The 14,976-nt window shown below is 68.2% G+C and carries 10 protein-coding genes and 1 riboswitch; of the genes, 3 read left to right on the top strand and 7 right to left on the bottom strand.

Annotated features, from left to right (window positions below):
* Positions 1 to 2 precede the first annotated feature (2 nt).
* Positions 3 to 78, top strand: a riboswitch (S-adenosyl-L-homocysteine riboswitch).
* 14 nt (positions 79 to 92) lie between these two features.
* Together metH and AB0K21_RS36950 are read left to right on the top strand one after the other, a co-directional pair.
* The gene (gene metH / locus AB0K21_RS36945) at positions 93 to 3,806 is read left to right on the top strand and encodes a methionine synthase (RefSeq protein ID WP_364156629.1); all 3,714 of its coding nucleotides are present in this window, start codon (positions 93 to 95) and stop codon (positions 3,804 to 3,806) included.
* A 504-nt stretch (positions 3,807 to 4,310) separates the two neighbouring features.
* Positions 4,311 to 4,658: a hypothetical protein gene (locus AB0K21_RS36950; RefSeq protein WP_364156632.1), complete on the top strand. Its 348-nt coding sequence runs from the start codon at positions 4,311 to 4,313 to the stop codon at positions 4,656 to 4,658.
* Between the two features lie 190 nt (positions 4,659 to 4,848).
* Here the strand turns inward: AB0K21_RS36950 and AB0K21_RS36955 are convergent, their stop codons facing one another.
* Positions 4,849 to 5,916 carry a hypothetical protein gene (locus tag AB0K21_RS36955; RefSeq protein WP_364156635.1) on the bottom strand — a complete coding sequence of 356 codons (1,068 nt, stop codon included), beginning with the start codon at positions 5,914 to 5,916 and terminating at the stop codon, positions 4,849 to 4,851.
* A gap of 378 nt (positions 5,917 to 6,294) precedes the next feature.
* Between AB0K21_RS36955 and pglW the strand changes: the two genes are divergently transcribed.
* Positions 6,295 to 10,473 (top strand): BREX system serine/threonine kinase PglW, encoded by a 4,179-nt coding sequence (pglW, locus tag AB0K21_RS36960; protein WP_364156638.1) that lies wholly within the window; start codon positions 6,295 to 6,297, stop codon positions 10,471 to 10,473.
* Between the two features lie 36 nt (positions 10,474 to 10,509).
* Here the strand turns inward: pglW and AB0K21_RS36965 are convergent, their stop codons facing one another.
* The 6 genes from AB0K21_RS36965 to AB0K21_RS36990 form a co-directional block, all read right to left on the bottom strand.
* The gene (locus AB0K21_RS36965; RefSeq protein ID WP_364156641.1) at positions 10,510 to 10,986 is read right to left on the bottom strand and encodes an aldo/keto reductase; all 477 of its coding nucleotides are present in this window, start codon (positions 10,984 to 10,986) and stop codon (positions 10,510 to 10,512) included.
* On the bottom strand, positions 10,983 to 11,585 hold the full coding sequence (locus AB0K21_RS36970; protein ID WP_364156644.1) for a hypothetical protein: 603 nt from the start codon (positions 11,583 to 11,585) through the stop codon (positions 10,983 to 10,985). Before AB0K21_RS36970 ends, AB0K21_RS36965 begins: the two co-directional genes overlap by 4 nt.
* Entirely contained in the window at positions 11,579 to 12,184 is a 606-nt protein-coding gene (locus tag AB0K21_RS36975) for a 3'-5' exonuclease (protein ID WP_364156646.1), read from the bottom strand. The genes AB0K21_RS36970 and AB0K21_RS36975 overlap by 7 nt, the downstream gene beginning before the upstream one ends.
* 8 nt (positions 12,185 to 12,192) lie before the next feature.
* Complete coding sequence (locus AB0K21_RS36980; RefSeq protein WP_364156648.1) at positions 12,193 to 12,780, bottom strand: hypothetical protein; 588 nt, start codon at positions 12,778 to 12,780, stop codon at positions 12,193 to 12,195.
* A 65-nt stretch (positions 12,781 to 12,845) separates the two neighbouring features.
* Positions 12,846 to 13,724, bottom strand: a complete 879-nt coding sequence (locus tag AB0K21_RS36985) for a thymidylate synthase (protein ID WP_364156650.1) — start codon at positions 13,722 to 13,724, stop codon at positions 12,846 to 12,848.
* Positions 13,721 to 14,764, bottom strand: a complete 1,044-nt coding sequence (locus AB0K21_RS36990) for a hypothetical protein (protein WP_364156652.1) — start codon at positions 14,762 to 14,764, stop codon at positions 13,721 to 13,723. The genes AB0K21_RS36985 and AB0K21_RS36990 overlap by 4 nt, the downstream gene beginning before the upstream one ends.
* Between the last annotated feature and the right edge of the window lie 212 nt (positions 14,765 to 14,976).

Genomic DNA, 14,976 nt, shown 5'->3' on the forward strand with positions numbered 1-14,976 from the left:
TTCAGGTCGAGAGGCGCTGCAACGGGCTCAGGCCCGCCACGCTCGACCGCGATCTTCTACCAAGGGCGCCTCCCACAACGGGAGGTGGTCCGATGAACGATTCTTCGAGGCACAGCGACGAGCACGGGCACGGCGCGCCGGGAGCGGACGACCGGGTACGGGCACTGCGGGAGCTGCTGGAGCGGCGGATCGCGGTGCTCGACGGGGCCTGGGGCACGATGCTGCAGGGAGCCTCGCTCACCCCGGCCGACTATCGCGACGAGCGGTTCGCAGAGCACCCGCGTGACCTGACCGGCGACCCGGACCTGCTGAACCTGACGCGTCCCGACGTCATCCTGGACATCCACCGGCGGTACCTCGCGGCGGGCGCGGACATCACCACCACGAACACCTTCACCGCGACCAGCGTCGGCCAGGCCGACTACGGGCTGGAGCCGTGGGTGCGGGAGATGAACCTGCGGGGCGCCCAGCTGGCACGTCAGGCCGCCGACGAGGCGGGCGGGCGCTTCGTGGCCGGCTCGATCGGCCCGCTGAACGTCACCCTCTCACTCTCCCCGCGCGTCGAGGACCCGGCCTACCGGGCGGTGACGTTCGACGAGGTCCGCGCCGCCTACGCCGAGCAGATCCAGGCGCTGGCCGACGGCGGGGTCGACCTGCTGCTGATCGAGACGATCTTCGACACGCTCAACGCGAAGGCCGCGATCGCCGCCGCGCGCGAGGTCGCCCCGCACCTGCCGCTGTGGATCTCGGTGACGATCGTCGACCTGAGCGGGCGCACGCTGTCGGGGCAGACCGTCGAGGCGTTCTGGAGCGCGATCCGGCACGCCGAACCGCTCGTGGTCGGGGTGAACTGCGCGCTGGGCGCCAAGGAGGCGCGCCCGCACGTCGCCGAGCTGTCGCGCCTGGCGGACACCTACGTGGCCTGCCATCCCAATGCCGGCCTGCCCAACGCGTTCGGCGGCTACGACGAGACCCCGGAGGAGACGGCGGCGCTGCTCGACGAGTTCGCCAGGGCGGGCATGGTCAACGTCGTCGGCGGGTGCTGTGGGACCTCGCCGGGGCACATCGAGCGGATCGCGGCCGCCGTGTCCGGCCTCCCGCCTCGCCAGATCCCGGCGCCGGCGGCCCGCACCCGGTTCAGCGGCCTGGAGCCCTTCGAGATCGGCTCGGACACCGGATTCGTCATGATCGGGGAGCGCACCAACGTCACCGGCTCGGCGCGTTTCCGGCGCCTGATCGAGGCGGACGACCACCAGGGCGCCGTCGACGTCGCCCTGGAACAGGTGCGCGGCGGGGCCAACCTGCTCGACGTCAACATGGACGCCGACCTGCTCGACAGCGAGCGGGCGATGACCACCTTCCTGAACCTGATCGCGACCGAGCCGGAGGTCGCCCGCATCCCGGTCATGATCGACAGCTCGCGGTGGAGCGTGCTGGAGGCCGGGCTCAAGTGCGTGCAGGGCAAGGGCGTCGTCAACTCGATCAGCCTCAAGGAGGGCGAGGAGGCGTTCCTGGAGCAGGCGCGGATCATCCGGGGCTACGGGGCCGGTGTGGTGGTCATGGCCTTCGACGAGCAGGGGCAGGCCGACACCGTGGAGCGCAAGGTGTCGATCTGCGCCCGCGCCTACGACCTGCTGACGCGCAAGGCCGGGTTCGCCGCCGAGGACATCGTGTTCGACCCCAACGTGCTCGCCGTCGCCACCGGCATCAGCGAGCACAACGGATACGCGAAGGCGTTCATCGAGGCGCTGCCGCTGATCAAGCAGCGCTGCCCGGGGGCGCGGACCAGCGGCGGCATCTCCAACCTGTCGTTCTCCTTCCGAGGCAACGACGTCGTCCGCGAGGCGATGCACTCGGCGTTCCTCTTCCACGCCGTGCGCGCCGGCCTCGACATGGGCATCGTCAACGCCGGACAGCTCGCGGTCTACCAGGACATCCCCGCCGACCTGCTCGAACTCGTCGAGGACGTGATCTTCGACCGGCGCGAGGACGCCACCGACCGGCTCGTCGCCTTCGCCGAGACGGTGAGCGGGTCCGGCACCCGCCGCGTCGTGGACCTGTCCTGGCGCGAGGCCCCGGTGGAGGAGCGCCTGTCGTACGCCCTGGTGCACGGCATCGTCGACTTCATCGACGCCGACACCGAGGAGGCGAGGCAGCAGCGGGAGCGCCCCCTGGAGGTGATCGAGGGGCCGCTCATGGACGGAATGAAGATCGTGGGCGACCTGTTCGGCGCCGGGAAGATGTTCCTGCCGCAGGTGGTCAAGAGCGCGCGGGTGATGAAGCGCTCGGTCGCCTACCTTGAGCCCTACATGGAGGCGGAGAAGGAGCAGGCGCGGCTGGAGGGACGTCTCGACACCGGCCGGGGCCAGGGCAAGGTGGTGCTCGCCACCGTCAAGGGCGACGTGCACGACATCGGCAAGAACATCGTCGGCGTCGTCCTGGGCTGCAACAACTACGAGGTCGTCGACCTCGGGGTGATGGTCCCCGCCTCGGTCATCCTGGACACCGCGGTCGCCGAGAAGGCCGACGTCGTCGGACTCTCCGGCCTCATCACCCCGTCGCTGGACGAGATGGTCACCGTCGCCGAGGAGATGCGACGCCGCGGGCTGAAGCTGCCCCTGCTGGTCGGCGGCGCCACGACCTCGCGCCAGCACACCGCGGTCCGCATCGCCCCCGCCTACGACCACAGCACGGTCCACGTGCTCGACGCCTCCCGCGTCGTCGGCGTGGTCTCCGACCTGCTGGACGCCGAGCGGGCCGAGGAACTGGACGCGAGCAACCGCGCCGACCAGGAGCGCCTGCGCGAACAGTACGCGGGCAAGCAGCGCACCCCCCTGCTGACCGTCGACCAGGCCCGGGCGAACCCCGAACGGGTCCCGTTCGACGATCTGCCCGTCCCCGACTTCACCGGCGTCCGCGTCGTGGAGCCGGACCTTACCGCCCTCCGGGAGATGATCGACTGGCAGTTCCTCTTCCTGGCCTGGGAGCTGAGGGGCAAGTACCCGGCGATCCTCGACCAGCCGGTGGCCCGCGAGCTCTTCGACGACGCGAACACCATGCTGGACCAGATCATCGCCGAGGGAAGCCTCCAGGCCAAGGGTGCCTACGGCTACTGGCCGGCCCACTCCGAGGGCGACGACATCGTGATCGACGCCGTCATCGACACCGCGCTCCCCGGCGCGCTCGACGGTGGCGCGGCGGGTACGCGTAGCCTCCGCCTGCCGATGCTGCGCCAGCAGACGGCCAAGCCCGACGGCCGGCCCAACCGGTGCCTGGCGGACTACATCGCCCCGGCCGGAGACCACCTCGGCGGGTTCGCCGTGGCGATCCACGGCGCCGAGGAACTCGCGGCCCGCTACGAGGCCCAGAACGACGACTACCGTTCGATCATGGTGAAGGCCCTCGCCGACCGGCTGGCCGAGGCGTTCGCCGAGTACATCCACCTGGAGGCGCGGCGGGCCTGGTTCGAGCCGGACGCCGATCCCCGCCTCGAGGACCTGCACGCCGAGCGCTTCCGCGGCATCCGTCCCGCGCTCGGCTACCCCGCGAGCCCGGACCACAGCGAGAAGCGGGAACTGTTCGAGCTGCTCGGCTCCGACAAGCTCGGGATGGGCCTGACCGAGTCCTTCGCGATGACCCCTGCGGCCAGCGTCAGCGGGCTGATCTTCGCCCACCCGTCGTCGCGGTACTTCACCGTGGGGCGGCTCGGCAGGGACCAGGTCGAGGACTACGCCAAGCGCCGGGGCATGGACCTCGCCGAGGTCGAGCGCTGGCTGCGGCCCAACCTGGCCTACGACCCCGAGTAGGCCGCACCGGCTCACCGCGTCGCGCGTGAGCGATGCGGGGGCTGCGTCGCCTTGGCCTCTGCTCTCCGTGGGGCCGACGGCACCGGGCTCTCCGGGGGTAGACGGCACCGGGGGCAGGAAGCCGCAGGCCGACGAGATAGCGGATGAGGTGCCCGATCACACACCTGCTGGCCGGTCCGCTGATCCCAGCAGGTAGAGGACGTGGCCAAGTCCGTCGTACTGGGCGGACAAGGCGACGGCCAGGTTCGCGGCCCAGTGGTTGCTGCTGCCGGTCGAGCGGGGCGGTGCGCCGCACATCGAGGACCGGCCGCCCTCCCGGCATTCTCAGCGCTGGGCGCCATCCTGTACGTCGTGCACACCGGCTGCGCCGCCCGGTTTTCAGGCTCAGTAGCGGCTACCAAGATCTGACAACTTGCTTAAAAGAAGAAAAATTTGCTCGTTGAGCACAAAGATTCTTGTCTAGCACAGTTGAGCAATGGGAAGTCATTATGCATGTTACCTCAGATGATCCGCATTATTTGGATAGAAAACGAGAATTCTGATCAGAGCGAGGTGGCTTCGAAGAGCCAGAATGAGGAGCAACTACGCAAGCAGGCCGCCGGGCTGGTGAGGGAGGGCCAAACCCTTACCAGGGAGATATTCACAGGTTTTTCACTCATAGTTATTACATGGGTGGTCTGGACTGTTCACGGTTGGTGGAAGTGGCCAACGTTGGTGACGTTGGTGATATTGTTCGCAATGCTGATACGCCTGCTCACCTTCCGGGTGAGACAACCCATCAAGGCGAAGAAGCTGGAGAAGAAAATGGACAAAATGGCCAAGTGTATGGATTTTGAACAAAATAATTATTGAAGTGTTCTTGTGTTGTGGCGAGACACGGCTTCTCGGAAGTCGGCCGCTGGGGCGAGCGCAACAGTGCGGAACCTGTCGATGTAGTCAACTCGTGGTCCTGTCGCCTTTGGTGTGCGACTGTGGTTCGAAGGCGGACCGATATAACGCGGAGCAAATCTATATCCTAAAGGTGATCGCACAGACCGGCCTGCTATCTTCTCCATTTGTTTCGGATCTTGTACGCCAGCTCATGATATTCTTGTGGTACGTCCGTAATCCTTCTCTTTCTCTTTGCTACGGCCTTCTTCGCCGAATTTCGGAGTTGGACCTTCTCTTTTGAGGCTCCAGGCGACTCCGGAAAGCTTGTGATCAGTGCATCCAGTAGTATGGTCGCAGCCGAACGAATGGTCGGCTCGAAATCCCGCTTAGCGCAGTCTATCCAGGTCTTGGTCGGGAAATCTGGTAGTTGACTGCTAGCGGCCTTACTCCACCATCCCTTTTCTTGCGACAAGAGTGTGTGAGCTGACGCGCGTAGCGTAAAATCTTTAGAGTAAAACGTCATGGTCCTGTTCCAGTTCCCTCTAAAGAAGTAACCGGGGAACCATACATCGCGAGGCGATGTTTGTGTGAGGAGTCCATTCTCCGCATACTTGTGAAGGAGTGATGCCGCCTCATCGGCTACTCCCGTGTCGATGAAGTCGCCGTCACCGCCAACACGGCTGAACTTGTATCCGCTGTTAAGGATTTCATCGATTATCCAGACGACTGTATCCATGCTCAGGAAATCCTTGTTAACGGCCTCGTCGAGTGCGCGAAGAGCCACATTTTGCTGGCCAAGCATCACCATTGCCGGAAAAACTCCTGACATTCGACCTTTGATTTCCCGCTCCGGGAGCGATTTCAAACTTTCGAGAACGGCCTGGAGTTGAAGACGTCGATGCTCGCGCCTATTATGTGACCGTGTCAAAAGAGCGCCAAACAAGGTGGCTGCCGTGGCAAGGCCGCCGCCGATGAAGGTCTGAAAGATACTGACTTGATCAGAAGTCGGCATACCCCCGAAGGGGGAGTAGAGTTTGGAGCGTATCGTTAGTGCCGCTGCTATCCAATACATTGGAACGGCAATAAAAAAGAACAACAAGAGGTAAGGCCAGTTGTGACGCAAGTATTGCCATACATTTCGAACGCCAATGCGATCGGTGGTGGCAGCGAGACGCAGCGCCGCTTCACTTAATCTTTGGTCAACCCTGGTTCGACTATCCCACTCTGGAAAATTATTCATCTTCTACTGGTAGCCGAAGCCTCCTCTAGCGGAACTCAAGCCGCATTAAAGTTACTTAATCGAGCGCAACTCCCGATCCTGCCGGGCCAAATACCGTCTAGCTAACGATCACTCTCTGGCTCGGGGCAGGAGTGCGACGGTGGGCGGCTCTGTGTGCCGGATCGGAGGGGCGGCGTTCTCTGTAGTCGCTTTGTCGGGTGCGTTTGACGGCTCGGGGGTAGCTGCACGGCGGGGGACTGTACGGTTCGGACTGCGTCGTGAGGCGCTGTGATTCGAGTGGAGGTGCAGGGGCTGTCCGCGTTCTCGTGGAGGGAGGAAGGACCGACGAGAAAAAGCCTCCCCCGGGGCTAGACTCTCCGCCGAGGAACGGAGGAGCGGATGGAGCCCGGCAGCAAGCGCTGGATTGAGGTCGCGCCCTCCGAGCACACCCACGAACGGGGCGGTCTCGCAGCGATCCGGGCCAGGCTCGACGACGACGACCCCTATCGGGCGTGGAGCAACTTCACCTTCACCACCCGCAGCGGTCGGCAGTACGAGGTCGATCTCCTCGTCATCGGCAGGGGCGGCATCTACCTGCTGGAGCTGAAGCACTGGTCAGGCCGGATCACCGGCGACCACCAGACCTGGTTCCACAACGGCCGCGCCGAGGACAACCCACGCATCCTCGCCGACAGCAAGGCCAAACACTTCAGGCAGCTCCTCGTCGACGCCGGGGGGCGCGACCTGCCGTTCGTGCACGCGGGCGTGGTCCTCCACCATCCGTCGACCGAGGTCAGGTTCACCGACCGGGGCAGGCAGGGCGTCTACCGGATCGACGGTCAGGGACCCGAGGGCCTGGACCGGCTGATCAAGGACGAACTGGCCGTCACACCGGAGAACCCCCGCAACGCCGTGGACCGCAGGCGTTCGGTCGAGCTGGCGAGGCTGATCAACAAGGCGGGGGTGCGTCCCAGCGTCCGGCACCGCAGGGTCGGCAACCTGGAGCTGACCGACACCCCCCTGGCCGAGGGCCCCGGCTGGCAGGACTACCTGGCCAACCATCCCATGCTGGACAGCGTCCGGCGGGTCCGCTTCTACCTGGTCGATCGGGGCGTCTCCGACGAGGAACGCGCCGCGACCCTCCGCGCCGCCAAGCGCGAGTTCGTCACCCTGGAGAACGTCAACCACCCTGGCATCGCCCGCGCGATCGAGTTCTATGAGCACGAACGCGGCCTGGCCGTCGTGTTCGACCACGACGCGACCGAGGTGCGTCTCGACCACTTCCTGATGCAGCAGGGGGACGACCTCTCCGCCGACCAGCGGATCAAACTCGTCCGCACGCTGGCCAACACGCTGCGCTACGCGCACTCACGGCGGCTGGTCCATCGCAGGCTCAGCCCGCTCTCCATCTTCGTGCGCACCCTCGCCCTCGGTCAGTACGGCGTGCGGATCCGCGACTGGCACACCGCGGGCCGCCTGGTCCCGGGCTCGCCCGGCTACGGCAGCTACGCGGTGGGCACCCGCACCCTCGAAGCCCTGACCGACCGGGCCGCCCACGGCTACCTCGCCCCCGAGACGCTCCACGACCCGGACGCCGATCCGGTGCTGGCTGACGTCTTCGGCCTGGGCTCGGTCTCCTTCCTGATCTTCACGGGGGCGGCCCCCGCCGACACGGGTGAGGAGCTCCAGCAGCGGCTCACCCGCGAGCGCGGCCTCGACGTCGGCGTAGAACTGGACGGCGCCTCCCAGGCGATGATCGACCTGGTCAGGAACGCCACGGCGGGCGACGTCGACCTGCGTACGGAGTCGGCGGAGAGGTTCGCCCAGGAGCTGGAGAACCTGATCCAGGATCTTCTCCTGCAGGAGGAGGTCGCCCAGCAGGTCGACCCTCTGGAGGCGACGCCCGGTTCGGTGATCGGTACCAGGGAGCAGCCCGGCCGGTTCGAGGTCCTCCAGCGGCTCGGCCAGGGTTCCACCGCCCTCGCCCTGCTGGTCCGGGACCCCGAGCACGGCCAGGTCGTGCTGAAGGTCGCGCTGGACGAGGACGGTGCCCGTCGCAGGCTGCTGGACGAGTCCGAGGTTCTGCATCTCGCCCGCGAACCGCGCATCGCCGGCGGCCTGGAGGGGCCGCTGGTGGTGGGTGGCCGTACGGCACTGCTGCTGGAGGACGCCGGCCGGGAGAGTCTGGCGGCCCTGATCCGCCGCGAGGGGCGGCTCTCGCTCGACTTCCTCAGCCGCTGGGGCAGGGACCTGCTGGAGATCCTCGCCGCGCTCGACCTGGCCGGGGTCAACCACCGCGACATCAAGCCCGACAACCTCGCCTTCCGCGAGCGGGGCAAGAGCCGCGAGGTGCACCTGTCGCTTTTCGACTTCTCCCTGTCGCGGGCGCCGCTGGAGCAGACCGGGGTCGGCACGCCGCCCTACCTCGACCCGTTCTTCGACCCGATCCACCGGCCCCGCTACGACGCGGCGGCCGAGCGGTACGCGGTGGCGGTCACCCTGTATGAGATGGCCACCGGCCGGACCCCCGTCTACGGAACCGGCGGCAGCCATCCGGCGGTGATCGACGCCGACGTCACGATCGCCCCCGACGACTTCGAGCCCGGACCGGCCAGGGACGGGATTATCGCCTTCTTCCGCAGCGCGCTGGCGCGTGACGTCAAGGCCCGCCACGACTCGATCGAGACGATGCGGCTCGCCTGGCAGTCGGCGTTCGCGGCCGTCCCACCGGCCGCGGCGACGCCGACCAGCGTCAACCCGGTGACGGGCGAGGAGCTCGACCAGGCGGTGGCCAGGGCGGTCCTCGACACGGCCGTCGCCTCGGCGGGGCTCACCCCGCGCGCGGTCGACGCGCTGCACCGCATCGACGTCAGGACCGTCCGCGACCTGCTGGCCCGTTCCCCGTTCGAGCTCTCCCGGCTGTCGGGGGTGGCCGATCCCACCAAGCGGGAGATCAGGCGCAGGGCCAAGCAGTGGCGCGGCCGGCTCCAGCCGGTCGCCGCCGTCCCCGAGCCGGAGGTGTCGCACGACGACTCCGATCGCGGTGTCGGCTCGGTGCTCGCCTCCCTCGTGCCGAAGGGCCTCGCGAAGGAGTCGGCGGAGGCGCAGGTGCTCCGGCGCTACCTCGGGCTGGAGGACACCGACTCCGGCTGGCCGGGCAACGCCGAGCTGGCGAGGGCGGCCGGGGTCACCTCGGGCCGGGTCGGTCAGATCGTCCCCAAGGCACGCCGGGGCTGGCGGCAGCGGAGAAGCCTCACCCAGGTCCGCGAGGAGATCGTCGAGATCGTCGAGGACGCCGGAGGGGTGATCGCCGCGACCGGCATCGCCGAGGCGTTGCTCGCCTCCCGCAGTCCCGAGGCGGCGGGGGAGCGGTGGATGCGCCGGGCCCTGGGCCTGGTCCGCGCCGCCGTCGAGGTCGAGACCGAGCGCGGCGGGGAGGCCAGGCTTCTGCAGCGGCACTCCCACCACTCGGTGGTCGTCGCGCTGGAGAAGCCCACCGACCCCGACGCCGTGCCGGGCACCGACCTGCTCGACTACGCCGTACGACTGGGCAAGGCGGCCGATCAGCTGGCCGAGGAGAGTCCGCTGCCGACCGCCGCGCGCACCGAGGAGAGACTGCGCGCGGTACGGCTGCCGCAGGGGGCGGCGGAGCTGCCCGCCGAACGCCTGGCCCTGCTCGCCGCCGCCGCCTCCCGTACGGCCGCGGCCAACGGCCGGGGAGAGATCTACCCCGACGGGCTGGACCCGCGCCGTGCCTTGGAGCAGATGGCCTCTTCGCTCGGCGTGGTCCGCCACGGGATGAATCCCGAACAGCTCAGGACGCGGGTGCGCGCCCGCTACCCGAGGGTCGGCCCCTTCCCCGAGGATCCGCCGGGGGAGGAGCCACGCGCGCTGAACATGCTGCTCAAGGCGGCCGGAGTCCCGCTGGTCTTCGCGCGGGGACAGGGCACCTACGAGCCGCGGAAGGTGCTCGCGACCCTCCTGCCGTCCTCCCGGGGGCGGACGGTGACGAGCCTGAGCGAGAGCGAGTCGGGCCGGGAGGTCGCCGACTTCGAGCGCCGGATGCGGCTGTCGCTCCAGGAACGGGGGTTCGTCACGCTCAGCGTGAACTACCGCTACTACCTCGACGCCATCCCCGCGCTGAGCACCCGTTTCGGCGCAGAGACACTCGACGTCACCGCCGAGCTGCTCACCGCGATGCGGACGACCGCCGACGCGCTCGGCGTGGACTGGTCCCTGGTGCTGCGCTCCGACCGTCCCGGCGCGGCCCCGCAGGACGCCGCGAACCTGCGACGGCTCGTCGCCCTCGCGGCGGCCGGGCTGGAGGAGCGGCTGACCACCGAACCGGAGCCGCTGCTGGTCGTCGAGGCGGCGCCGCTGGCCCGCTACGACCGGATGGCCGTGCTGGAACGGCTGGCGGACAAGGCGACCGCCCGGCCCGCGGCCCGATGGCTGCTACTGCCGGTCGAGCGGGGCGGCGCACCGCACATCGAGGACCGGCCGGCCCCCGGCATCCTCGGCGCGTTGAAGATCCCCACAAAGTGGATCGAGACGCACCGCCGTTCCAGGGCGTCGTAGTCGCCGGATCCCCGGCAAGCGGTTCGCCGGCGAGGCTCAGCTCGGAGGCGTGAGCCTTTCGACGAGCGAGGTCGGTGGCCAGTTCCCAACGATCACGTTGTCGATCATCTGGTTCGGCAGATAGGCCGCTCCCAGTTTCACCGCGTCGTCGGGGCGGCCGTCCTCGGAGGAGTGGAGCAGCGCGAGAAAGTCCTCTAGTCCGGCCGGCCGAGTGGTTTCCAGATGTTCGGGCAGGGGCGGATCATTCCGACCTTGGTGGCCGGCAGGAGGTTGTCGGGTAGGGGTGCAGGGCTTGGCGGATGAGGTCTTCGACGGTGTGGGGCCGTAGGCGTCGTCGGTGTCGATATGAGTGATGCCCAGCGTCATGGCGTCACGAAGCACCGTGATGGCGCTTGTGATGTCGCTGGGCGTGTTCCAGGTGCCGGGGTCGGTCAGGCGCATGGTGCCCAAGCCGAGGCGGGAGATTCGCTTGTCGGCGATGGTGATGGCGCCACCGAGGAAGGGGGCGTTCACGGCGTGTCCAGCCTTTCCACGACGGTGGTGAGGGCGGCTTGGATTGCGGGGGCGTGATCGAGCGGGGAGACGGCGATGTAGTCGGGGCGCTGGTCGGTGAGGAGGCGGTGGAGCCGCTGGTCGACGGTGGCCCGGAAAGCGGCATCGGGGTAGTCGGGGTCTTTGCCGTGGTGGGCTTCGAATGGGGCGGCGGGGTCTAAGACGGTTGCCATGATCAGAATCTGACGGCGGGTGTGGATGCGGGCGAGAGTGGTCAGGTGGTCGAGGTCATCGGGTGTGGGCTGTCGGTCGTGATGTTGCACAGCGGCGAGGTAGTAGGCCACGGCGTTGTGGGCGGTGCCGTCGACGATGACGACGTCGGCTGTGAGCTCCGCGTGCAGGGCGGCTGCGGCTCCGAAGGTGATGATCCATTCGGTGGAGGCGGTGGTGTGTCGGGTCATCTTGGGAAATCCGCGCTCAGCGGCTTGTTTGGCGAGACCGCCGATGCGTGCCACGGTCAGGCCCGTGCCGCGTAACTCCATCTCGATGCGGCGAGCCAGGGTCGTGGTGTTCGTGCCGTGGGTTCCGGCGATGCCAAGGTGGATGGGGGTGCTCACCATAGGGTTTGTTCCTCGTGGTCAGGGGTGGGATGGCCGGGCATGCCCGGGGGGATGGCCGCTGTGGTGAGGGCATCCCAGGTGGGGTAGTGGGCGGCGAGGTTGACCAGGAGCAGCGCGGTGGCGTGGGCGTCGAACCCGGCGCGGTGGCGTTGACCGCTGATGCCGGTCAGGCAGATATCGGTGTGGGCCAAGAGCGCGTCGAGGCTGTGGCCGGGGGCGTCGGGCAGGGTGGCGCGGGCCAGCCGCAGGGTGTCGATGACCCCATCCGGTTGCCAGTCCGGCAGGTGGCGGCGCAGCACGGTGTAGTCCACGTGAGCGTTGTGGGCGGCGATCCACACGCCGTCGAGGTTCGCCTGGACCGCCCGGGCGATCGACTCCCAGCAAGGGGCGCTGTCGACGTCGTGGTTGGTGATGTGGTGGATGCGGGTGGCGAACGCGGTGATGGGCCGTGGAGGCCGGATCAGGGTGGAGCGCGCTGATTGAGGCACCGGCCGGCCTGCGGTGATGGGGATGGTCGCGACTTCTACGAGGTCGGGCGGGTTGGCCCCGTTGCCCTCCACATCGACGACGAGCAGGCGCGGCCAGGTGCCGAAGTTCACGATCTCTCCTAGGTGGTCGGCCAGCCGATGTCTGCTCGGCCGTGCCTGCGGTAGTGGTGGGGCTTGCTGCGGTCGTGGACCTGGTAGCGGTGGGTGTGTTGCAGGAAGTAGCGCGGCGGCTCGTCCAGGCCCTCAACCATGATGGCGCGGTCGGTGATCTGCACATCGCCGACCGCGCCGAGGGCGTGGGCTTGGCCGGTGACGTGAGCGAGGTCGGGGGCCTTCCAGGCGTCGCGGCACAGGTTGAGCTGGGCGAGGGGGCAGATGTCGCAGAGCTCGCGGATGCCGTAGTGGCCGTTGTAGTCGGCCTCGTGGTGGGCGTAGGCGACGCCGCAGCTCGTCTTGCGAAACAGCGGCCCCCACGGCAGTTGCTGGTCGGCGGGGCGGTGGAACGCCCGCAGGATCCGCTGTTCGGTTTCCTCGGGCATGATCTTGCGGCGGGCAGTGTCCTCGTATGGTTCTGGCAGGCCGTGGTCGCGGTAGTAAGCGGCGATCTGCTGCCGGAAGAACAGGCCGGTGAAGACCGTGGCGTGCGCGTGCTGCGAGAGCTCCAGAGCTTTCTGGATGTGGTCGTCGGAGTCGTTGAGGTCAGGCACGATCGGGCGCCAGTACAAGACGGTGCGGTACCGGGTGGCGTGCTCATACAGGATGCGCAGGCTGGTTACAGCAGCAGCACGTGTTGCCAGTACGCACCCAGCCCGGTCACGTCATCGGCCTTAAGATTCAGCGGGGTGTCGTTCAGGCGCAGCCGCTGCTCCCACGACAACACGGTGGCCAGCGCCTCCGGGCTCGTGGGCGGCATGGCCGGCGCGTCCGGCACCGGGATGATGGGCTCTGCGAGGGCGGCCTGCGCGCGCGGCAGATCAGCCACGGACAGGTGCATCGACGACACCAGATGTGTGTAGGTCCCCAGCCGGACGCCCAACGCGAGAGCGGTGTACTCGGCGATCAGCGTGAAGGAGAACACGTCGCAGGCCAGGCCTATCCAGGCGTCGTTGCCTCGCATGAACGCCATGGTGTGCAGTGCGCCGTCTCGGATGAGGAACTGCAGGCTGAGGGTGCACGCCACGTCGGGGTTGGCGGGGTCGAGCAGCTCGCCCGGCTGCATGATCAGCATCGCGGCCCGTTTGGTGCCCGGGTCGGCACGCAACAGGTCGACGACACGCTCCCATTGCGAAGCTCCGGCCGGGGCGAACAGGCGGGGGCCGTACGCGGTGCCGGTCAGGTGCTGACCGTCGGCCGACAGGGCACGCAGCCGGGGCGCGTAGTAGCCGATCATGTCGAGGTCGGCCCGGCCGGACAGGTACCACAGGGCCTCGGCGTGGTTGAACACGATGTTCGGGCGGCGGGCCGCCAGCCAGGGAATGCGGTGGCGCGGATCGGCGAGGGTGAACCCGACGCCGAGGACCTCGCTGAACGTCGTGCCCCGCGCGGTCGCCGCGTGGTGCGGCTGGGCGAGGATCTGGTGCAGCACCGCCCGGTAGGCGTCGTGGAACGTCGCGAAAGTCGGCAGGCCGACAGGGCCGGGGATGCCGGTCACGGGTTCCCTCTCGTGGCGGTGGGGCGGGTCAACGTGGCCATCAGCCGCTCCAGTTCACCGACCTGCCGGGAGTGGCGGAAGAGATCCAGCAGGTCCAGGCACGCGGCGATCAGGTCGGCGTGCTCCGGGCCGCCCTGGATCTCCCGTAGCCAGGCGATCCGCTCCACCACCTCGCCGCCGTTGGCGACGTGCAACTCGGTCGGGGTGATCTGGCCGGCGTTGATGAGCGTCGTCGGGGTCAGCGGCAGGCACCCGGCCAGCACCGCTTCGGGGAACCGCTGGGAGATGTTCCCGGTTGCCACGTATCGGTCGGGCATCAGCAACACCGTGGTCAACGCGCCCCGGTAGATGGGGGTGACCTCGGTGAACGCGGCCCTTCCGGTGAAGGTGACGTGCGGCCACCGTTCGGTGCGGGTCCACTTTCCCGCCACCCGGTGTGACACCCTCGCGGCTGCGGGGACGAAGAAGCGGTCGAACGCCTCGTCGCGGTCGTACTGGTTGCCGACGTAGGCCAGATCCAACGGGCGGGGCGTGGCCGCCAACTGCGCCGGGTCGGCCGCGTCCACCATGGCGTCCGGGACCATCGTGGCGAGCGTCGGCGCCGGAGGCGACGGCCACAGCGCGGTGTCGCACACGATGACGTGCGACATCCCGCGCAGCGGGTCATCCGAGCTCATCTGCCGGTCGGTGTCCCACAGCACCGTTGGTGTGGCCAGGTCCTCGGTGTAGTGGTGGACCAGGTCAGCCTGCCGGTGCAGGTCGCACGTGTGGCCGGGGCTGCCGCACGGGGTGGTGTTGCGGCCGGGCAGCGGCCACCGCCACTCACAGAACAGCACGTCCAGCGGAGGGAATCCAGCCTCCCACCAGTACGGCAGAGTGGTGCCGGCCTCCAGGTGGTCGCGGTCCTGCTGCAGCAGGATCACCTCGTGTCCGTGCTCGTGCAGGGTGTCGATGATGCCGCGACGCCAGAACCGGCCGCCGTCGGGGGTGTCGACGATGCCGGGGCCGAGGAAGCCCCAGAAGCTGTATCCGATCCTCATCCTGCGCACTCTCCTTCGCAGTAGTGGCCACAGTTCGGACCTGTCCACCACCAGGCATCTGCAGCCCGAAGCGCGGCGACCCAAGAGTGTGCTCTTTGCAGGTGACCGCGCTGGTCTCATGACGTCAACTGCGCGCGGCACCGTGTAGAGGGCGGCGGCGATCCGGCAGGCCACGTCATCTCTCTTGTCGGCGGTGTCGGCGGGTGCCTCGA

Source organism: Streptosporangium sp. NPDC049248 (assembly GCF_040678965.1).
GTDB lineage: Bacteria > Actinomycetota > Actinomycetes > Streptosporangiales > Streptosporangiaceae > Streptosporangium > Streptosporangium fukuiense.

Excerpts from the sequence above, each read along its gene's own strand:
- AB0K21_RS36990 (WP_364156652.1), bottom strand. The coding sequence starts at position 14,764 with ATGAGGATCGGATACAGCTTCTGGGGCTTCCTCGGCCCCGGCATCGTC.
- metH (WP_364156629.1), top strand. The coding sequence starts at position 93 with ATGAACGATTCTTCGAGGCACAGCGACGAGCACGGGCACGGCGCGCCG.
- AB0K21_RS36950 (WP_364156632.1), top strand. The coding sequence starts at position 4,311 with ATGATCCGCATTATTTGGATAGAAAACGAGAATTCTGATCAGAGCGAG.
- pglW (WP_364156638.1), top strand. The coding sequence starts at position 6,295 with ATGGAGCCCGGCAGCAAGCGCTGGATTGAGGTCGCGCCCTCCGAGCAC.
- AB0K21_RS36970 (WP_364156644.1), bottom strand. The coding sequence starts at position 11,585 with ATGGTGAGCACCCCCATCCACCTTGGCATCGCCGGAACCCACGGCACG.
- AB0K21_RS36955 (WP_364156635.1), bottom strand. The coding sequence starts at position 5,916 with ATGAATAATTTTCCAGAGTGGGATAGTCGAACCAGGGTTGACCAAAGA.